The sequence below is a fragment of the Streptomyces sp. NPDC014656 genome (assembly GCF_043084305.1).
Taxonomy (GTDB): domain Bacteria; phylum Actinomycetota; class Actinomycetes; order Streptomycetales; family Streptomycetaceae; genus Streptomyces.
This window is the reverse complement of record NZ_JBIBZN010000010.1, coordinates 118,834-138,809: the sequence shown is the minus strand read 5'-3', so window position 1 is coordinate 138,809 and position 19,976 is coordinate 118,834. Positions and strand designations below refer to the sequence as shown.

Sequence of the window (19,976 nt, the reverse complement as noted above, 5' to 3'; positions counted from 1 at the left end):
CCCTCATTAGGATGCCGCCTGGCGTTGCTACCGCATCGACGGGGAGGAACCACCGTGGCGTGGGACGAATGGAACCAGCTCAAGGCAGAGGCGGCCGGGTCGTCGACCCGGATGCAGCTGAACCGGGTGCCGGACGAGCAGGACGGCAAGTCGCTGTCCACCAACAGCCAGGGCGACCTCAAGGTCGTCAACGAGCACCTCTCCAAGATCGGCGACCACGCCTTCGGGCTCTACAACCGGCTGTGGCGCGAGGGCAGGGTGGCCGAGACCACCACCGACTCCGCCGCCTCCGACCTCTCCGGCCAGGGCTTCGACCTGGGCGGCGCGCTCAGCCACGTCTCCGTCAAGTGGGCGTCCGCGCTGGCGGACCTCATGGACGCCTGCGCCCACATCTCGAACCACATGGACTACACGAAGAACGCCCACGCGGGCGACGAGATCTTCATCGAGCGGCGCATGAGCGGCATCGCCACCCTGGACGCGGGCTTCGACGAGCGGGCCTCCGAGCCCGGCAAGCCGAACGACCTCGTGTACGGCGACAAGGAAGACAAGGGCGACAAGAAGGACGGCAAGTGATGGACTTCGACACCCTGCTGCACGCGAAGTTCGGCACGCTCGACGCCGCGCTGACCGACTGGAACACCCTGGTCACCAACCTGGAGAAGCTGGAGAAGGACGCGAGCGAGGGCCTCAAGGGCGCTGCCGCCAAGGCCGACTGGCAGGGCGTGAACTCGCAGGTCGGACGGAAGTTCATCGACAAGACCGCCGGCGAGTTCGGCGACGCGCACACCCAGGCCACCTCCGTCCGCAACATCATCCGCGACACCCTCGGCGAGCTGAAGAAGTTCAAGACCGACCTGGAGGGGGCCATCGCCACGGCCCGGCTCCAGATGGTCTCCGTCGTCCCCTCCGGGAAGAACTTCGTGGCCAAGGCCATGGACGGCGACGCCGGCAAGGACGTCAAGCAGAGCACCGTCGACGGCGTCCGCGACCGGATCGACGGCATCCTCAGGAGCGCCGCCGAGAGCGACAGCTCCGCCGCCAAGGTCCTGCGCGCCCTCGTCGACCAGGCCGAGAAGGGCTTCGGCGACGCCAAGTACGCCGACCGGGACCAGGCCGCCGACGCCATGAGGACGGCGGAGGACCTCGCGGCGCTGGCGAAGAAGGACCCGAGCAAGATGTCGGAGGCCGAGTTCGACCGGCTGCTCGCGGGCCTCACCAAGTACAGCGGCGACGACCTCTTCGCCTCCACCTTCGCCCACAAGCTCGGCGCCCAGGGCACCCTCGACTTCTGGGCCCAGCTGAACGACCCGAACAGCCGCGACCACGCCGCCGACGGCAAGCGCTACGACCAGTACAAGGACCTCCAGAAGCAGCTCGGCCTCACCCTCGCCAACGCCACCCAGAGCGCGAGCACGGACATGTCGCGCTGGAAGTTCGACATGCTCCAGGCCGTCGAGAAGCCGGTCAACGGCCTCAACGGCCTCTCCGGCTACGTCGTCATGAGCAACCTCATGCGCTGGGGCGACTACGACGACGACTTCCTCACCCAGTACGGCGGCAACATGCTCGCCAAGGAGCAGGAGGGCGTGCGCAACGGCGCCCGGCCCGAGCAGATCTGGGGCTACCACGGCGGCGGCCTGTGGCCCCACCTGAACACCACCGGCACCGACTTCGGCTTCGACCCGGTGACCGGCTACATGAAGGCCCTCTCCAACAGCCCCGACGCGGCCACGGAGTTCTTCAACTCCGAGTTCATCGCCAAGGACACCGAGAACAACCCCTTCACCCGCGACACCGACGGCAACGGCAAGAAGGGCCACATCGGCCTCTCCAACTTCCAGTACCTCTTCGAGGAGCGGGAGTGGATGCAGGAGCAGGACTCGGAGGGCGAGGACAGCATCTCCGGCAAGAACTACCTGGCGGCCGCGCTGGAGGCGGCGACGACGGGCCACCCGGCCGGCGAACTGCCCACCTCCGCGACGAGCGTCCACTCGGAGGAGCAGGCGCAGCTGTACGGCGACATCGTCAAGTCCGTCTCCGAGAAGCCCTCCCGCCTCACCGACAACAGCTTCATGTCGGACAGCATGGGCCAGATCTCCGCGGAGTACATGGCGGACATCCACAGGGGTCTGCGCGCGGGCGACGCCGGCGAGGAGAAGCTCTATCCGATCGCCGGAGCGGCCGCACCCCTCAACGAGCAGGACCTCACCCGCTTCCTGTACACCGTGGGACAGAACCCCGAGGGGTACGCGGCCGTCAGCGTCGGCCAGCACGCCTACACGGCGGGGATGCTGGAGTACCACTTCGCCCACCCCGACGCCTTCGTGGACGAGAAGGGGAACACCCCCGCGCAGAACCTGGGGAAGGCCACCGAGGCCGTCGCGCACAACGCCGGCGAGATCCAGGGCATGCTCGGAGCCGGCCGCGCGTACGCCGCCGAGCTGGACGCGGGCAACAAGGACGCCGAGTTCAACGACGCCATCACGAAGGCGGGCGAGCTCGGCGAGTCGCTCGTCGGCATCGGCGTCGGCGTCGGCACCGCCTCGATGGTGGGTCCGGGCGGGGTCATCGTCGGCGGCGTCGCGGAGACGGTGGCGGGCGAGATCATCGGCAGCCTCACCGAGGGCCTGATGAAGGACAGCACCGGCGAGGTCATCTACCGCAACGGCGAGGAGATCAACGCGACCCGCGAGTCGACCTTCGCCCTCGTGGAGAAGGCGGCCCAGGACTCGGAGAAGAAGACCGGCGTGTCCTACCCGAGCGTGGTGTCCTCGATCGCGGGGCAGGCCGAGGCGGGCTTCACCACCGCCCACACGAACATCCGCGACTACTGCGAGGGCGTGGGCGTCCCGAACGCGCTGGAGAAGGACAAGTGACCATGAACAAGACGAAGAAGCGGGGCATCGCCGCTCTCGTCGTCCTCGTGATCGCCGCCGCCTGGGCGGGGATCAGCTACGCCACCAACACGCCCCCCTTCAAGAAGCCGAAGGGGACGATCGCGGCGGCCGACCTCTGCCCGTCGTTCGGGGACTCCCAGGAGGCGGCGGACATCCTGAACCGGCTCCTGCCGTACGCGACCTCCTACCGGATCCCCTGGGAGGACCACCGGTACCGGGGGTCCGGCGAGACCGACGTGGACCACAGGTCCAGCTGCTCCGTGAGCGGCGACGGCACCCGGCTGCTCCTGGTGCGCACGGAGCTCGCCGGATGGGGGGACGAGGAGGCGTGGCGGAAGGAGGTGCTGGACAGCACGAACGGGCGGAAGCCGCAGCCCTTCGAGGCCGGACGCTGGGCCTTCACCACGACCCCGGACATCCTGCGGGTCGCGGCGGTCAACTCCGCGTGCGTTCCGTACCGCGACGCCGCTCTGAGCACGTCCGTCGAGCTCGGCTCGCCCGCCCCCGCCGACCGCCTCGACGACCTCCGCCGCCTCGCCGAGATCGCCGCCGAGCAGGCCCACGAGGACGCCCGCTGCACGATTCCGGCGGACACTCCCGCCCGGGGGTGAAACGGCCCCCGAGGACCGTACAACCATCGGTGGCGCACGCGTGTCTATGAGGTGAACGCGGCTGCGGGGGCGGCCTGTTGTCGGACGGCTCCCGCGGCAGACGTACATCTGTGGTCACTTCTGGGGGGAATTTTCCATGACGCGCACGCGCAAGGCCGTGGTGGTGGCGACCGCTCTGCTCGCCGGTGCCGTTCCGCTGGTGTTCGGGGGAGCGCCGGCCCTGGCAGCGACGGCACCCGTGGCGGCGGCCCCGGCCGCCGCCGAGGTGGGCACGGTCGTCCAGGACGGCGGCCGGCTGACGGTCCCGTCCGGCACCGAGGGCCCGGTGACGCTGCGGTTCACCGCGAAGCCCACCGCCGGGACGACGGGCCCGCTGACGGCCCGCGTGGAGCTGCCGGTCACCGGCTGGCCCGGCGGCGGCATGACCGACCACCGCCTGGCCGCCATGATCGACTCCACCTGCTCGGTCGCCGGCGGCGCCTTCGCCCCCTGCGAGTGGGACGGCACGAGCCTGGACGAGGACGAGACCGGCCCGGCCCGGGTCGTCCTCGACCTCCCGGTGGCGCAGGCGGCCGCCTCGATCGCGTACGCCGTCACCCTCGACCTCCCCGAGGGGCTGGAGTGGATCGGCGCCCTCGACGCGCCCGTGACCCTCAAGGACGCCGCCGGGGCGACGGTCGCCGCGGGCACGGTCGGCGTCGACGTCGTCAAGGGCTCCGCCTACCGCCCCTACCTCTTCGGCCGCGACCGCGACGGCGTCCTGTGGACGTACAAGGGCACCGGCGACGCCACGCGCCCCCTGGAGCGCAAGGTCCGGGTCGGCGGCGGCTGGCAGCAGTACACGGCGGTCGTGCCGCTCGACGAGACCGGCAGCAACGGCCGGGGCGACGTCGTCGCCCGCGACCGGGACGGCGTCCTCTGGTTCTACGAGGGCGTGCCCAACGACCCGGCCACCCCGTTCAAGCCGCGCGTGCGGGTCGGCGGCGGCTGGAACAAGTACACCGCCCTCGTGGGCCGGGACGGCGGGCTCGTCGCCCGCGACACCGGCGGCGTCCTGTGGAACTACGTCCGCGACGCCGAGCGCCCCGCCGGTTTCGACGTCCTCTTCGAGCCGCGCGTCGCGGTCGGCGGCGGCTGGAACGCCTACGACGCGCTGACTTCCCTCGGCGGCGGGGCCCTCGCCCGGGACAAGGCCGGCGTGCTGTGGAAGTACGAGCGCGACGACTACGACGGCTCCGCGCCGGCGCGGCCCTACGAGGCGCGGACCAAGGTCGGCGGCGGCTGGCAGGTCTACACCGCCCTCGCCGGCACCGGCGACCTCCAGGGCGGTCACCCGGACGTCGTCGCCCGTGACGCCGGGGGGCAGCTCTGGCTGTACGCCGGGACCTACCGGAACGGATCGCTCCAGCCCGCGTCCTCCCGCACCCTCGTCGGCGGCGGCTGGAACGCGTACAACCTGATCTTCTGACCGAAGGACCCCGGGGATTCCAGGATTCCGGGGGCCTCGGGAACCCCGAGAGGGCGCGACCGCCGGTCGCGCCCTCTCGTCGCGTTCGCCCCGCTAGACCCAGGTGTCCAGCCACATCCGGGCCCGCCACTGGTCCATCGGGATCGGCGTGGCGGTGTAGATCGGCCAGAAGTAGATGAAGTTCCAGACGATCAGGAGGACCAGGCAGCCCGCGGCCACCGCGCCGAAGGTGCGGCGTCTCTCCGTGGCGCCCCGGGGGCCGATGATCGCGCCGATCATCATCGCGACCGCCAGGCACAGGTAGGGGACGAAGACGACGGCGTAGAAGAGGAAGATCGTGCGCTCCTGGTAGAGGAACCAGGGGACCCAGCCCGCGGCGACCGCGCAGGCGATCGCGCCCGCCCGCCAGTCGCGGCGGAAGGCCCAGCGCCAGAGGACGTACACGAGGGCGAAGCAGGCGGCCCACCACAGGAGCGGGGTGCCGAGGGCCAGGATCTCCTGCGCGCACTTCTCCTTGGCGGAGGCGGGGCAGCCGGCGGTGCCGGGGGCGGGGGACTCGTAGAAGTAGGAGACCGGGCGGCCGAGGACGATCCACGACCAGGGGTTCGACTCGTAGGTGTGGGGCGAGGTGAGGCCCACGTGGAACTCGTAGACCTCGGTCTCGTAGTGCCACAGGCTCCGCAGCCAGTCCGGCAGCCAGGACCAGGTGCCGCCGCCGTTCGGGAGCTTGTCCTGGTCCTCGGCCCAGTGGCGGAAGTAGCCCTTGTCGGTGACGAGCCAGCCCGTCCAGGTCGCCAGGTACGTCACGAGGGCCACCGGCACGACCGACACGAACGCGGGCAGCACGTCCTTCTTCAGCACCGCGAGGTACGGCCGGACCGCGCCGGCCGTGCGGCGGGCGCCGACGTCCCACAGGACCGTCATCAGGCCGAAGCCGACCATCACGTACAGGCCGTTCCACTTGGTGGCCGCCGCCAGGCCCAGCATCACGCCGGCCGCGATCCGCCAGGGGCGCCAGCCGAGGCGCAGGGTCTCGGCGACCTCCGCGTCCGGCCGCAGCACGCCCTCCTCGTCCTCCGGGAGCGCCGCCGCGAGCCGCTTCCTGGTGCGGTCCCGGTCCAGGACCAGGCAGCCGAAGGCGGCCAGCACGAAGAACATCAGCACCTGGTCGAGGAGCGCGGTGCGGCTCATCACGAAGTGCAGGCCGTCGACGGCGAGCAGCAGGCCCGCCAGGCAGCCGAGGAAGGTGGAGCGGAAGAGGCGGCGGCCGATCCGGCACAGCATCAGGACGGAGAGCGTCCCGAGCAGCGCGACCATGAACCGCCAGCCGAACGGCTCGAAGCCGAAGATCTTCTCACCGAGGCCGATGACCCACTTGCCCATGGGCGGGTGGACGACGTAGCCCGGGTCGGTCGGGACGAGGACCGAGCCGGGGTTCGTCAGGATCGTCTTGTCGATGTCCTTGGGCCACGCCCCCTCGTACCCCTGGTTGATCAGGGCCCACGAGTCCTTGGCGTAGTACGTCTCGTCGAATATCACCGCGTGCGGCTTGCCCAGGTTCCAGAAGCGGAGCACGCCCGCGACGGCCGCGACCAGCAGCGGGCCGCCCCACGCGGCCAGCCGCCACACCCGGTCGGCCGCGGCGGGGCCGAGACCGAGCAGCGACATGACCCGCGGCGAGGGCCGGGTGTACGGCGGGTCGAGCCGGTCCCTGGTGCCGATGGAGAGCGTGCCGGCGGCGGGCGGACGGTAGCCGAAGCGCCGCAGCCGCAGCTGCCACGACGAGGGCTCTGCCACGGTCGGCGCCATGGGGTGCTGGCCCTCCAGGGCCTCGGGTGCGGTACGGGTCACCGCGCCATCGTAGGGACTGCGCCTGTGCGCGTCGCCCGTCCGGGGGCGCGGGGCGTGCCTCCCGGCCGGTCCCGGGGCGCGGGCGTGCCCTTCGGCCGGCGCGGGCTGGGAGGATGGGCGGGTGACTGGAACGCTGGTACTCGCAGGGACCCCCATCGGCGACATCGCGGACGCGCCGCCGCGGCTCGTGTCCGAGCTGGAGGGGGCGGACATCGTCGCGGCCGAGGACACCCGCCGGCTGCGCGGGCTGACCCGGGCGCTGGGCGTGCACACGACGGGCCGGGTCGTCTCCTACTTCGAGGGGAACGAGTCGGCCCGCACGCCCGAGCTGGTCGAGGCGCTGGCCGGCGGCGCCCGGGTGCTCCTGGTGACCGACGCGGGCATGCCGTCCGTCTCCGACCCCGGCTACCGGCTGGTCGCCGCCGCCGTAGAAGCGGACATCAAGGTGACGGCCGTCCCCGGCCCGTCCGCCGTGCTCACCGCGCTCGCGCTCTCCGGGCTGCCGGTCGACCGGTTCTGCTTCGAGGGGTTCCTGCCGAGGAAGGCGGGCGAGCGGCTCGGCCGGCTGAAGGAGGTCGCGGCCGAGCGGCGCACCCTCGTCTACTTCGAGGCCCCGCACCGGCTCGACGACACCCTCGACGCGATGGCCGAGGTCTTCGGCACGGACCGCCGGGCCGCCGTCTGCCGCGAGCTGACCAAGACGTACGAGGAGGTCAAGCGGGGCCCGCTGGGCGAGCTCGCGGCCTGGGCGAAGGAAGGGGTGCGCGGCGAGATCACGGTCGTCGTCGAGGGCGCCCCGGAGACCGGCCCGGAGGAGCTGGACGCGGCCGAGCTGGTGCGCAGGGTGCGGGTGCGCGAGGAGGCGGGGGAGCGGCGCAAGGAGGCGATCGCCGCGGTCGCCGCCGAGGCGGGGCTGCCCAAGCGGGAGGTCTTCGATGCGGTGGTGGCGGCAAAGAACGCGTCGTGAAAAAGGTCTGCGAGCCCCGGAAACGGTAAAGGGCTAACCTGAAAGGCAAAGCCGAAACCGGCGCCGGGAAGCTTCGCAGGGCGCTTGGCAAGGGAACGCCAAAAACCGCTCCACGGTCCTTCCATGGTTTCTTCCGTGCTGATGCGCTCCGGCCCGAAAAGGCGTCCACTGGACCAGTGGAGAGGAGCTGGAATGAGCGAGACCACCGGCACCGGAACGCCCGTCGCCCATGAGTCCTACGCCTTCGCCTGCATGAGGTGCGGGTACGGCTGGGAGCAGTCCTACGAGATCGAGCACCACACGGACGCGCGCGGTCAGGCGTTCGTCGTGTACAAGGCGGAAGGCGAGCGGGTTCCCTCCCCGCTGTCGAGTCCGACCTGCATGAACTGCGGCGGGCACGTGGTGCGCATCATGCGCGCCGGCCAGGTGTCGACCGTGCTCGACCAGATCGCGTCCATGGAGCACCACGGGCGCGGGGCCAAGGAGGCCAGGCCCGTCTCGTTGACCGGGCCGATCGGGCAGGAGCTGACCGAGGGCGGCGGCGAGGGCGAGGAGCGGCCGCCGGTCCCGCACCACTGGCACCTCTCCGACCTGCTGCACCCGTTCCGCTCCCGTCACTGAGATTCCGCTCCCCGGATTCCGCTCCCGGGATCCGTTCCCGGTATCCGTCTCCCGGTTTCCGTCCCCCGGTTTCCGTTCCCGGTTTCCGTTCCCGGGAACGGAAACCGGGGTTCCGCCTCCGGACCGCAGGACCGCAGGACCGCCGGGGGGCCGCCCGACCGCCGCGCCGCGGTGCCCGTGGCCGAAACCGCCGCGCGGACCCGCTCACGGCCCTCGTACGATCGGGGCCATGAGTGCCAAGGACGCCCCGCCGCCGCTGCCCGAACCCCTCCTGGTGGAGGTCGCGGACTCGCACACCCACCTCGACATGCAGTCCGGCACGGTCGAGGAAGCGCTGGCCAGGGCCGCGGCCGTCGGCGTGACGACGGTCGTGCAGGTCGGCTGCGACGTGAAGGGCTCCCGGTGGGCCGCCGAGACCGCCGCCGCCCACGCCAACGTGCACGCGGCCGTCGCCCTGCACCCCAACGAGGCGCCCCGGATCGTGCTCGGGGACCCCGACGGCTGGTCCCGCCAGGGGGCCAGGGACGCGGGCGGCGACGCGGCGCTCGACGACGCGCTCGCCGAGATCGACCGGCTCGCCGCCCTCCCGCACGTCCTCGGCGTCGGCGAGACCGGCCTCGACTTCTTCCGCACGGGCCCCGAGGGCATGGCCGCGCAGGAGCGTTCCTTCCGCGCCCACATCGAGATCGCCAAGCGGCACGGCAAGACCCTCGTCATCCACGACCGGGAGGCCCACGCCGACGTGCTGCGCGTCCTCGACGAGGAGGGCGCCCCCGACCGGACCGTCTTCCACTGCTACTCCGGCGACGCCGAGATGGCGGAGACCTGCGCCGCCAAGGGCTACTACATGTCCTTCGCCGGCAACATGACCTTCAAGAACGCCCAGCCGCTGCGGGACGCCCTCGCCGTCGCCCCGCTGGACCTCGTCCTGGTCGAGACCGACGCGCCCTTCCTCACCCCGGCGCCCTTCCGCGGCCGCCCCAACGCCCCGTACCTGATCCCGGTCACCGTCCGGGCGATGGCGGCGGTGCGCGGCATCGACGAGAACGCGATGGCGGAGGCGCTCGCGGTGAACACGGCCCGCGCCTTCGATTACTGATCCATAACGGTTACGTGTCGTAGCCGGGTGGTTTTGGAGAGTGACCGGCGCCGGGGCTAGGGTCCCGGCCTCGTGAGCACTTCCCAGGGCAGTCACCGCGCCGGACGCCGGGGGGCGGCGGCCACGCTGCCCCTCCACGAGCAGCCCACCCAGATCGCCCCGCTGACGGTGCCGCCCCCCGCCCCCGCGCCCGCCGCCGCCCCCGTGCCCCCGCAGGGCCGGGCCGCCGCCCGGCGCGGGACCCGGCGCCGCAGGGCCGCCCGCCCGGCCGGCGACGGACTGCGGCGGCTCGTGCCGCAGGCCCTCGTCGTCGCCTTCCTGGCCGGCGGCACCAGCGCCTTCGTCGCCGACGACAAGGCCGTGCGGCTCTCCGTCGACGGCGTCCCGCGCACCCTGCACACCTTCTCCGACGACGTGCGGGAGCTCCTCACCGAGGAGGGCCTGGAGCTCGGCGAGCACGACCTCGTCGCCCCCGCCCCCGGCGAGGCGCTGGCCAGCGGCGACGAGATCGTCCTCCGCTACGGCCGCCCGGTCTCCCTCACCCTCGACGGGCACCGCCGCCAGGTGTGGACCACCGCCGACACCGTCGACGGCGCCCTGCGCCAGCTCGGCGTCCGCGCCGAGGGCGCCTACCTGTCGGTCTCCCGCTCCGCCGCGATCTCCCGCACCGGCCTCGCGCTCGACGTCCGCACCGAACGCGCGGTCACCTTCCTCGCCGACGGGCGCGAGCGGACCGTCCGCACCAACGCCGCCACGGTCGGCGAGGCCCTCGACGAGGCCGGGATCACCCTCGGCGGCGAGGACACCACCTCGGTGCCCCGGGACGCCTTCCCGCGCGACGGGCAGACCGTCACCGTGCTGCGGATCACCGGCTCCACCCAGACCCGCGACGAGGCCGTGCCGTACGCCGTCGAGCGGGTCCGCGACCCCGCCCTCTTCGCCGGCACCGAGGTCGTCGAGCGGCAGGGCGTCCCGGGCCTGCGCCGGATCACGTACCGCGTCCGGTCGGTCAACGGCGTGAAGCAGCGGCCCCGCCGCACCGGCGAGGAGCTCGTCCGCGACCCCGTCTCCCGCAAGGTCCGGGTCGGCACCCGCCCGCTGCCCGCCTCCGTCGCCGGCGCCGACGGCCTCGACTGGGGCGCGCTCGCCGCCTGCGAGTCCGGCGGCCGGCCGGACGCGGTCGACCCCTCGGGGACGTACGGCGGGCTCTACCAGTTCGACCCCGGCACGTGGCGCTCCCTCGGCGGCAGCGGCGTCGCCCAGGACGCCCCCGCCGCGGAGCAGACCTTCCGGGCGAAGAAGCTGTACGTCCAGCGCGGCGCCGGCCCCTGGCCGCACTGCGGGCGCCGCCTCTTCGGATGAGAGCCGCCGGCCGGGGCGGTCCCCCCGGCCGGCCCGGGCCCGGGGCCCGCGCCCGCGGTACCGGGCGCGGGCCTTTCGGGCGCGGAGCGGGACAGGGCCTAGGCTGTACCGGTGAGCACCACCACCGGCCCCGACGGCCCCGACGCCCTCCTCGGCCCCGCCGACATCCGTGAGCTGGCCGCCGCCCTCGGCGTGCGCCCCACGAAGCAGAAGGGCCAGAACTTCGTCATCGACGCCAACACCGTCCGGCGCATCGTCCGCACCGCCGGCGTGCGCCCGGACGACGTGGTCGTCGAGGTGGGGCCCGGACTCGGCTCCCTCACCCTGGCGCTCCTGGAGGCCGCCGACCGGGTGACCGCCGTCGAGATCGACGACATCCTGGCCGCCGCGCTGCCGGCGACGATCGCCGCGCGGATGCCGGACCGGCAGGACCGCTTCGCGCTGGTCCACTCCGACGCGATGCTCGTCCAGGAGCTGCCGGGCCCGGCGCCGACCGCGCTCGTCGCCAACCTCCCGTACAACGTGGCCGTGCCCGTGCTGCTCCACATGCTCGACCGCTTCCCGACCATCGAGCGGACCCTCGTCATGGTCCAGGCCGAGGTCGCGGACCGGCTCGCCGCCGGACCGGGCAACAAGGTGTACGGGGTCCCCTCGGTGAAGGCGAACTGGTACGCCGAGGTCAAGCGGGCCGGCTCCATCGGCCGCAACGTCTTCTGGCCCGCGCCCAACGTCGACTCGGGCCTCGTCTCCCTGGTCCGCCGCGCCGAGCCGGTCGCGACCACCGCCTCCAAGGCCGAGGTCTTCGCGGTCGTCGACGCGGCCTTCGCGCAGCGCCGCAAGACCCTGCGGGCCGCCCTCGCCGGCTGGGCCGGCTCGCCCGCCGCCGCCGAGGAGGCCCTGGTGAAGGCCGGGATCTCCCCGCAGGCGCGCGGCGAGGCGCTGACGGTGGAGGAGTTCGCCCGGATCGCGGAGAACAAGCCGGAGGCGAAGGCGTGAACGGCGGCGCGACGGACGCGGCGGCCGTGACCGTACGGGTCCCGGCCAAGGTCAACGCGCAGCTCGCGGTGGGCGCCGCCCGCCCCGACGGCTTCCACGACCTCGCCACCGTCTTCCTCGCGGTGTCGCTGTACGACGAGGTCACGGCCGCCCCCGCCGACCGGCTGACGGTCACCTGCGAGGGCCCCGACGCGGACCGGGTCCCGCTGGACGCCACCAACCTCGCGGCCCGCGCCGCCACGCTCCTCGCCGCCCGGCACGGCCTCTCCCCGGACGTCCACCTCCACATCGCCAAGGCGATCCCGGTGGCCGGCGGCATGGCGGGCGGCAGCGCGGACGGCGCCGGCGCCCTCCTCGCCTGCGACGCGCTGTGGGGCCTCGACACCCCGCGTGACGTGCTCCTCGACATCTGCGCCGAGCTCGGCTCCGACGTGCCCTTCGGCCTCGTCGGCGGCGCGGCGCTCGGCACCGGCCGCGGCGAGCGGCTGACGGAGCTGCCGGTGGCCGGGCCCTTCCACTGGGTCTTCGCGGTCGCCGACGGCGGCCTGTCGACGCCGACGGTGTTCCGCGAGTTCGACCGCCTCGCCGAAGGCGCCGACGTCCCCGGGCCGGCCGTCTCCCCGGCGCTGCTGGAAGCGCTGCGCACCGGCGACACGACCGCGCTGGCCGGCGCCCTCGCCAATGACCTCCAGCCCGCCGCGCTCTCCCTGCGCCCCTCCCTCGCCGCCACCCTCGCGGCCGGCACCGAGGCGGGCGCCCTGGCGGCCCTGGTCTCCGGCTCCGGCCCGACCACGGCGTTCCTCGTCAAGGACGCGGAGGCGGCGGAGCAGGTCGCCGCGGCCCTCCGGGCCTCCGGCACCTGCCGCGCCACCCACACCGCGACCTCTCCCGCCCCGGGCGCCACCGTCCTGCCCTGACCGGGGCTACTCACGCGCAAACTGAGTAGCCGCGCCCTGCCGGACGGGCGCGGCGCGCGGGACCGTACGGGCATGGGAATCAGCGCGCGTGAGCTCGCCGCCGCCACCCCGGCGGCGCGGGACCGGTATGTGGACCTGCTGAGGGTCGTCTCGCTCGGCGTCGTCGTGCTCGGGCACTGGCTGATGGCCGCGGTCACGGCCGACGGGGTCGGGAACCTGCTGGCCGTCGTGCCGGAGCTCCAGGCGGTCACCTGGGCGCTCCAGGTGATGCCGGTCTTCTTCTTCGTGGGCGGCTTCGCGCACGCCCTGGCCCACCGCTCCCGCCCGGGCTACGCGGACTTCCTGCGGGCCCGCCTGCGCCGCCTGCTGCGGCCGACGATGGTGTTCGTCGCGGTGTGGGGCGCGGCCGCGCTGGTGCTCCAGACCGCCGGCGCGGACGGCGGACTGACCGGCGTCGCGCTGCGACTGGTCACCCAGCCGCTGTGGTTCATCGGCATCTACCTCGCGATGGTCGCGTTCACGCCGCCGCTGCTGCGGGCCCACGAGCGGTACGGCTGGGGCGCCTTCGCGGCCCTCGCCGGCGCGGCGGCCGCGGTCGACGCGCTGCGCTTCGCCGCCGGCGTGCCGTACGTCGAGTTCCTGAACTTCGCCTTCGTCTGGCTCGCCGTCCACCAGCTCGGCTTCCTCCGCGCCGACGGCATGATCCGGCGCCCGGCCCTGCTCGCCGGTGCCGGGCTCGCGGGCGCGGCCGCGCTCGTCGCCCTCGGCCCGTACCCGCTGTCCATGGTCGGGATGCCCGGCGAGAAGGTCTCCAACATGGCCCCGCCCACCCTCGCCCTGCTCTGCCACGGCCTGTGGCTGATCGGCGCGGTGGAGCTACTGAAGGGCCCGGGGACGCGGTTCGCGGCCCGGGCGCGGGTCTGGCGGGGCGTGGTCGCGGCGAACGGCGTCGCGATGACCGCGTTCCTGTGGCACCTGACGGCGATGCTCGGCGTGTACGGGGCGATGCTCGGCCTCGGCGTGCGCCTCCCGGCCCCGGCGACGGCCGCCTGGTGGGCCCAGCTGCCGCTCAGGCTCGCCGCGGCGGTCCTGCTGACGGCGCTGCTCGTCGCGGTCTTCCGCCGCTTCGAGGCCCCGGCCCCCGTGCCCCGCGCGGGCGGCTCGGGCCCGCTCGCCGCCCTCGGCATCACCCTCGCCCTGCTGGGCGTGCTCGGCCTGTCGATGACCGGCCTCGGCGGCCTCCTGGAGGGCCACACCGCCACCCTGGTCGCCGTCCGGATCACCGCCCCGGCGGCGGTCGCCATGGCCCTGGCGGGCTGGCTCCTGGTCGACCGGCCGGGCCGGTCCCGGGCCTGACACCGGCGGCCGGGCCGCCGGAGGGCGCGGCGACGTACCCTGGGACGTCGATCGATCACCCCGCACTGGAGTCAACGTGGCCGTCAACCTGGTCAATGTCGAGAACGTCAGCAAGGTGTACGGCACCCGTGCCCTGCTCGACGGCGTCTCGCTCGGCGTCTCCGAAGGGGACCGGATCGGGGTCGTGGGGCGCAACGGCGACGGCAAGACCACCCTCATCCGGATGCTGGCGCGCCTGGAGGAGGCCGACACCGGCCGCGTCACGCACAGCGGCGGGCTGCGGATCGGGGTGCTCACCCAGCACGACTCGCTCGACCCGGAGGCCACCATCCGGCACGAGGTCATCGGCGACCTGGCCGACCACGAGTGGGCCGGCAGCGCCAAGATCCGCGACGTGCTCACCGGCCTGTTCGGCGGGCTCGGCCTGCCCGGCTTCGAGCACGGCCTCGACACCGTGATCGGCCCGCTCTCCGGCGGCGAGCGCCGCAGGATCGCCCTCGCCAAGCTGCTCATCGAGGACCAGGACCTGCTGGTCCTCGACGAGCCCACCAACCACCTCGACGTCGAGGGCATCGCCTGGCTCGCCGGCCACCTCCAGCTCCGCCGCTCGGCGCTCGTCTGCGTCACCCACGACCGCTGGTTCCTCGACCAGGTCTGCACCCGCATGTGGGACGTGCAGCGCGGTGACGTGTACGAGTACGAGGGCGGCTACTCCGACTACGTCTTCGCCCGGGCCGAGCGGGAGCGGATCGCCGCGACCGAGGAGGTCAAGCGGCAGAACCTGATGCGCAAGGAGCTGGCCTGGCTGCGCCGCGGCGCGCCCGCCCGCACCTCCAAGCCCCGCTTCCGCATCGAGGCGGCCAACGCGCTCATCGCGGACGTGCCCGAGCCCCGCGACAGCACCGAGCTGATGAAGTTCGCCAACGCCCGGCTCGGCAAGACCGTCTTCGACCTGGAGGACGTGACCGTCACCGCCGGTCCGAAGACGCTGCTCCAGCACCTCACCTGGCAGCTCGGCCCCGGCGACCGCGTCGGCCTCGTCGGCGTCAACGGCGCGGGCAAGACCTCACTCCTGCGGGCACTCGCGGACGCGGCCGTCTCCCAGGGCGAGAAGCAGCCGCCGGCCGGCCGGATCGTCGTCGGCAAGACCGTGCGCCTCGCCTACCTCTCGCAGGACGTCACCGAGCTCCCCGCCCAGCTGCGGGTCCTGGAGGCCGTCCAGCAGATCCGCGACCGGGTCGACCTCGGCAAGGGCCGCGAGATGACCGCCGGCCAGCTCTGCGAGCAGTTCGGCTTCGGCAAGGAGAAGCAGTGGACGCCCGTCGGCGACCTGTCCGGCGGCGAGCGCCGCCGCCTCCAGCTGCTGCGCCTGCTGATGGACGAACCGAACGTCCTCTTCCTCGACGAGCCCACCAACGACCTCGACATCGAGACCCTGACCCAGCTGGAGGACCTCCTCGACGGCTGGCCGGGCTCCATGGTCGTCATCTCCCACGACCGCTTCTTCCTGGAGCGCACCACCGACCGCACCTTCGCCCTGCTGGGCGACCGCGCCCTGCGGATGCTGCCGCGCGGCATCGACGAGTACCTGGAGCGGCGCCGGCGGATGACCGAGGAGGCCGCGCCCGCGCCCGTCGCCGCGCCCGCGCAGCAGCCGAAGGCCGGCGTCTCCGCCGCGGACGCCCGCGCCGCGAAGAAGGAGCTCCAGAAGGTCGAGCGTCAGCTCGACAAGCTCTCCGAGCGGGAGACGAAACTGCACGCGCAGATCGCGGAGAACGCGACCGATTTCGAGAAGGTCGCGAAGATCGACGCGGAGTTGCGCGAACTGTCTGGAGAACGTGAAGAGTTGGAGATGCGCTGGCTCGAACTGGCGGAGAACGCATAACGAGGGCATCACGGGCCGGTCCTCCCTTGGGCACAAGGGGCGGACCGGTCGCTTTTGCGCCACCTCGTGGGTGGTAGAAAGAAAACCCGCTCACAGCAAGGGGGAAGCGCTGATGACCCAGCCGCCCAGCAACCAGCCGCCGGGGGGCTTCGGAGCTCCCCAGGATCCGAACCAGGGTGGCGTGCCGCCCGTCCCGCCGCAGATGCCCGGCCAGCCGCCGCAGACGCCGCCGGTCCCGCCGCAGGCGCCCGGCCAGCCGCCGGCCCAGCCTCCGCAGGCTCCCGGCCAGCCTCCGCAGGCCCAGCCCGGCTACGGCTACCCGCAGCAGGCCCCGCAGCCCGGCCCGTACGGCTACCCGACGCAGCCGGCGCAGCCGGCGGGCCCCTACGGCCAGCAGCCGGCCCAGCCGGGCCCGTACGGTCAGCAGCCCGGACCGTACGGCCAGCAGCCCGGCCCCTACGGCGGCTACCCGGGCCAGACGCAGCCCGCGTACCCGGCCGTGCCCGCCCCGGGCGGCGGCTCCGGCGGCGGCCCGTTCAAGAACCGCACCGCGCTCGTCGCCGCCGTCGCGGCGGCCGCCGTGGTCGTCGCGGCCGTCACCACGTGGGCCGTCGTCGGCAAGGGCGACGACCAGGAGCCGGTCGTCGCGAACCCGACGACGAGCAGCTCCAGCGCCACCACCGGCCCGAAGCCGACCGAGTCCGTGGACCAGGGCGACGGCTCCGGCGACGGCGACAAGGGCGGCGAGGACGACCTCAACGCGGCCCGCCAGGAGGGTGAGGCGAAGGTCAACTTCCTCACCGCCAACGACGTCGACCTGCCCCGCAACGGCTCCGAGGTCTTCGGCCCCTGGATCGTCGGCGACACCGTCGTCAAGGCGATGTACAAGGGCGTCTCCGGCTACAGCCTCGCCGACGGCACCAAGAAGTGGACGGTCGACCTGCCGTTCAAGCTGTGCGCGGCCCCCGCCCAGCCCGGCGCCAACGGCATCATGGTCTTCGGGTACGAGGAGAGCGCCAAGGACGGCGCCAAGTGCACGATGCTCCAGCAGATCGACCTCAAGACCGGCAAGGCGGGCTGGAAGAAGGCCGTCCCGAAGCCCACGGGCCTCTTCGCCTTCTCCGACAACACCCTCGCCATCGGCGGCAACACGGTGACCGCGGCCGGCAGCAGCAGCGCCTACGGCTTCTCCCTCACCGACGGCAAGCAGGTCTTCACCGGCCCCACCGGCGACTGCAAGCCGTACGCGTACGCCGGCGACGCCACCAAGCTGGTCGCCGCCAACCAGTGCCGCACGGCCGACGCCAGCAAGGAACAGCACACGGTCAGCGAGGTCGACCCCAACACGGGCAAGGCCAAGTGGACGTACAAGCTGGCCGCCACCTGGGAGGTCGACAAGGTCTACTCGGTGAACCCGCTCGTCGTCTCCGCCTTCCAGCGCGAGCAGAAGAAGTGGTCGATCGTCGCGCTCAACCCGAACGGCTCGGTCCGCTCCGAGATCCAGGGCGGCAAGGACAAGTACGCCCCGCGCTGCGGCGGCGGCCTGGTCATCTTCGGCCGCAACCTCCAGGGCTGCACCGGCGTCGCCGCCTCGGGCGACACCTTCTACATGGCGACCGACACCGACTACGGCACCTCCAACGAGGTCGTCGCCTTCGACCTCAAGAACGGCAAGCCCAAGTGGCGCTCCAAGGCGCCCGACGAGCAGCAGATGACGCCGCTGCGCATGGAGGGCGGCGAGGTCCTCGTCTACGTCGCGCCCAAGTACGACAAGGGCGGCGCGGTCGCGACGATCGCCCCGGCCGGCGGCGCGCCGAAGATCCTCCTGAAGCACCCGGTCTCGGTCTCGTCGATCGAGAGCGGCTTCTTCAGCGCGGGCTACGCCTACGGCAACGGCACGTTCGTGGTGGCGGCCGGCCGCGTCTCGGCGTCCAGCGACGCCGAGGAGAAGGAGACCAAGACGATGATGGGCTTCAGCAAGTGAGGTACGCGGACCGATGACCCAGCCACCCCCTCCGCCGCCGAACCAGCCCCCGGGCGGCTACCCGCCGCCGGGCGGCTTCGGCTCCCCGCAGGACCCGGGCCAGGGCCAGGGCGGCTTCGGCACGCCGACGCCCCCGCCCCCGCCGCAGGGCCGGCCCGGCTACGGCGCTCCGACGCCGCCGCAGGGCCAGCCCGGTTACGCCGCGCCGCCCCCGCCGCCCCAGGGCCAGCCCGGCTACGGCTACCCGGGGACCCCGCAGCCCGGGTACGGCTACCCGCAGCAGGACCCGCAGCACCAGCAGGCGGTGCCGCCGCCGTACGGCTACCCGGCCCAGCCGCAGCAGCCGTACGGCTACCCGACCGCGCCCCAGCAGCAGGTCCCGGCCCCCGCACCGGGCGGGCGGGGCAAGCTCTCCGCGCAGACGCAGATCATCGTCGCGGCGGTCGTGGCCGTCGCCCTGATCGTCGGCGGCGGCATCTGGTACGCCAACTCCGGCTCCGACCCGGAGCCCGACGCCAAGCCCACGGGCGGCACCGCCCAGGCCCCCACCGGCGGCGGCGACACCGGCACCGACGGCGGAGCGGGCAACGGCCTGGGCGGCGACGGCAAGGAGAAGCCCGGCGCCAAGACCGGCTCCACCCTGGCCTTCCGCATCGACGTGCCCAAGGTGCCCGACACCACGCCCGTCGACGGCTCCTGGCTCACCGAGAAGACCTTCGTGAAGACGGGCGTCAACTCGATCGTCGGCTACGACATCGACAAGGGCACGGTCTCCTGGACCCTGCCGCTCGCCGGCCAGGTCTGCGGCGCGTCCCGGCACAAGACCGCCGACAACAAGGTGCCGATCCTCTTCGAGGAGTCCAAGCGCGTCGCGCCCCGCTACTACCAGAGCTGCAACCAGGTCGGCATGGTCGACCTGAACACCGGCAAGCTGCTCTGGTCGGCCTCCGTCAGCGACGGCGGCGACGAGAAGGCCCGCTTCAGCGAGGTCACGCTCAGCGGCGGGACCGTGGCGGCCGGCGGCACCGACGGCGGCGCGGCCTTCGACGCCGCCACCGGCAAGGTCCGCTGGAAGCCGCAGTCCAACGACCAGAACTGCTACGACATGGGCTACGGCGGCGGCGCCGGCCTCGTCGCCGTCCGCAAGTGCGGTCAGTACGGCGCCGAGTCCGTCCTCGTCCAGAACCTGGACCCGAAGTCGGGCAAGCCGCTCTCGCAGTTCAAGATGCCGCAGGGCGTGAAGTACGCGGCGGTCGTCTCGACCAAGCCGCTGGTGGTCGCGGCCAACGTCGGCGACGCCGCCGACGACGGCAGCGGCATCTCGGACTTCTTCTCCATCGACGAGAAGACCGGGAAGCTGCGCACCAAGATCACGGCCGACGCGGACCGCTACGCGGCCCGCTGCGGCTCCACCTCGGTGGAGGACTGCTCGCAGGTCCTCGTCGGCGACGACCGGCTCTACGTGCCCACCGAGGAGCACGACGGCTCCACCGGCGAGTACGGCGACAAGACCAACGAGATCATCGCCTTCGACCTCGCCAACGGCCGGACCGCGCCCGAGAAGGCCGACGCCGGCGACGGCTACACGCTGATGCCGCTGCGCATGGACGGCGGCGACCTCATCGCGTACAAGGTGCCCCCGTACTCCAAGGGCGGGCAGATCGTCTCCGTCCACGCGGGCACGATGAAGTCGACCCTGCTCCTGGAGAACCCGTCGGACAAGGGGAACCGGGACATCGAGACCAGCTTCTCGATCACCGGCGCCGAACTCCTCTACGGCGACGGCCGGTTCTTCATCTCGGCCACCTACGCGAGCAAGGCGCGGGAGGGCGAGTCCGCCTTCTCGAAGAAGTACCACGCGGTGTCGTTCAGCACGCGGAACTGACGCCCGAGACCGACGCGAAGGGCCTCCCCGGGACACCGGGGAGGCCCTTCGCGCGTCCGCTTCCCCCTTTCGTG

15 protein-coding genes are annotated in these 19,976 nt (G+C 73.1%); 14 read left to right on the top strand and 1 reads right to left on the bottom strand.

The genetic code is table 11. The annotated features are described in order from the left end of the window. The first annotated feature begins 54 nt into the window (after positions 1 to 54). The 4 genes from ACF1ED_RS22745 to ACF1ED_RS22730 all read left to right on the top strand — a co-directional run bounded on the left by ACF1ED_RS22745 (position 55) and on the right by ACF1ED_RS22730 (position 4,979). Entirely contained in the window at positions 55 to 576 is a 522-nt protein-coding gene (locus tag ACF1ED_RS22745; RefSeq protein ID WP_391763188.1) for a hypothetical protein, read from the top strand. After that, on the top strand, positions 576 to 2,879 hold the full coding sequence (locus tag ACF1ED_RS22740) for a hypothetical protein (protein WP_391763186.1): 2,304 nt from the start codon (positions 576 to 578) through the stop codon (positions 2,877 to 2,879). The genes ACF1ED_RS22745 and ACF1ED_RS22740 overlap by 1 nt, the downstream gene beginning before the upstream one ends. A 2-nt stretch (positions 2,880 to 2,881) precedes the next feature. After that, positions 2,882 to 3,511: a hypothetical protein gene (locus ACF1ED_RS22735; protein ID WP_391763184.1), complete on the top strand. Its 630-nt coding sequence runs from the start codon at positions 2,882 to 2,884 to the stop codon at positions 3,509 to 3,511. 136 nt (positions 3,512 to 3,647) lie between these two features. Continuing rightward, on the top strand, positions 3,648 to 4,979 hold the full coding sequence (locus ACF1ED_RS22730) for a hypothetical protein (protein ID WP_391763182.1): 1,332 nt from the start codon (positions 3,648 to 3,650) through the stop codon (positions 4,977 to 4,979). A gap of 93 nt (positions 4,980 to 5,072) precedes the next feature. Here ACF1ED_RS22730 and ACF1ED_RS22725 read toward each other — a convergent pair whose 3' ends face one another. Continuing rightward, the gene (locus tag ACF1ED_RS22725; protein WP_391763180.1) at positions 5,073 to 6,830 is read right to left on the bottom strand and encodes a dolichyl-phosphate-mannose--protein mannosyltransferase; all 1,758 of its coding nucleotides are present in this window, start codon (positions 6,828 to 6,830) and stop codon (positions 5,073 to 5,075) included. Positions 6,831 to 6,951: 121 nt separating this feature from the next. Between ACF1ED_RS22725 and rsmI the strand changes: the two genes are divergently transcribed. From rsmI to ACF1ED_RS22675, 10 genes are all read left to right on the top strand, one after another. Further along, entirely contained in the window at positions 6,952 to 7,797 is an 846-nt protein-coding gene (gene rsmI / locus ACF1ED_RS22720) for a 16S rRNA (cytidine(1402)-2'-O)-methyltransferase (RefSeq protein ID WP_351103490.1), read from the top strand. A 192-nt stretch (positions 7,798 to 7,989) separates the two neighbouring features. Next, complete coding sequence (locus ACF1ED_RS22715; protein WP_391763178.1) at positions 7,990 to 8,418, top strand: hypothetical protein; 429 nt, start codon at positions 7,990 to 7,992, stop codon at positions 8,416 to 8,418. Between the two features lie 229 nt (positions 8,419 to 8,647). Next, the gene (locus tag ACF1ED_RS22710) at positions 8,648 to 9,517 is read left to right on the top strand and encodes a TatD family hydrolase (RefSeq protein ID WP_391763176.1); all 870 of its coding nucleotides are present in this window, start codon (positions 8,648 to 8,650) and stop codon (positions 9,515 to 9,517) included. A 72-nt stretch (positions 9,518 to 9,589) separates the two neighbouring features. Next, on the top strand, positions 9,590 to 10,879 hold the full coding sequence (locus tag ACF1ED_RS22705; RefSeq protein WP_391763174.1) for a ubiquitin-like domain-containing protein: 1,290 nt from the start codon (positions 9,590 to 9,592) through the stop codon (positions 10,877 to 10,879). A 111-nt stretch (positions 10,880 to 10,990) separates the two neighbouring features. Continuing rightward, the gene (gene rsmA, locus ACF1ED_RS22700; RefSeq protein WP_391763172.1) at positions 10,991 to 11,875 is read left to right on the top strand and encodes a 16S rRNA (adenine(1518)-N(6)/adenine(1519)-N(6))-dimethyltransferase RsmA; all 885 of its coding nucleotides are present in this window, start codon (positions 10,991 to 10,993) and stop codon (positions 11,873 to 11,875) included. Next, positions 11,872 to 12,792: a 4-(cytidine 5'-diphospho)-2-C-methyl-D-erythritol kinase gene (locus tag ACF1ED_RS22695; RefSeq protein ID WP_391763170.1), complete on the top strand. Its 921-nt coding sequence runs from the start codon at positions 11,872 to 11,874 to the stop codon at positions 12,790 to 12,792. Before rsmA ends, ACF1ED_RS22695 begins: the two co-directional genes overlap by 4 nt. Before the next feature lie 72 nt (positions 12,793 to 12,864). Then, a complete protein-coding gene (locus ACF1ED_RS22690; RefSeq protein ID WP_391763168.1) occupies positions 12,865 to 14,148 on the top strand; it encodes an acyltransferase family protein in 1,284 nt (427 codons plus the stop codon). Positions 14,149 to 14,224: 76 nt separating this feature from the next. Then, positions 14,225 to 16,033 (top strand): ABC-F family ATP-binding cassette domain-containing protein, encoded by a 1,809-nt coding sequence (locus ACF1ED_RS22685; protein WP_391763166.1) that lies wholly within the window; start codon positions 14,225 to 14,227, stop codon positions 16,031 to 16,033. Between the two features lie 112 nt (positions 16,034 to 16,145). Next, positions 16,146 to 18,017, top strand: coding sequence for a PQQ-binding-like beta-propeller repeat protein (locus tag ACF1ED_RS22680; protein ID WP_391763164.1), 1,872 nt, complete (start codon positions 16,146 to 16,148; stop codon positions 18,015 to 18,017). A gap of 13 nt (positions 18,018 to 18,030) precedes the next feature. Continuing rightward, positions 18,031 to 19,902 (top strand): PQQ-binding-like beta-propeller repeat protein, encoded by a 1,872-nt coding sequence (locus ACF1ED_RS22675; protein WP_391763162.1) that lies wholly within the window; start codon positions 18,031 to 18,033, stop codon positions 19,900 to 19,902. Positions 19,903 to 19,976: the final 74 nt, after the last annotated feature.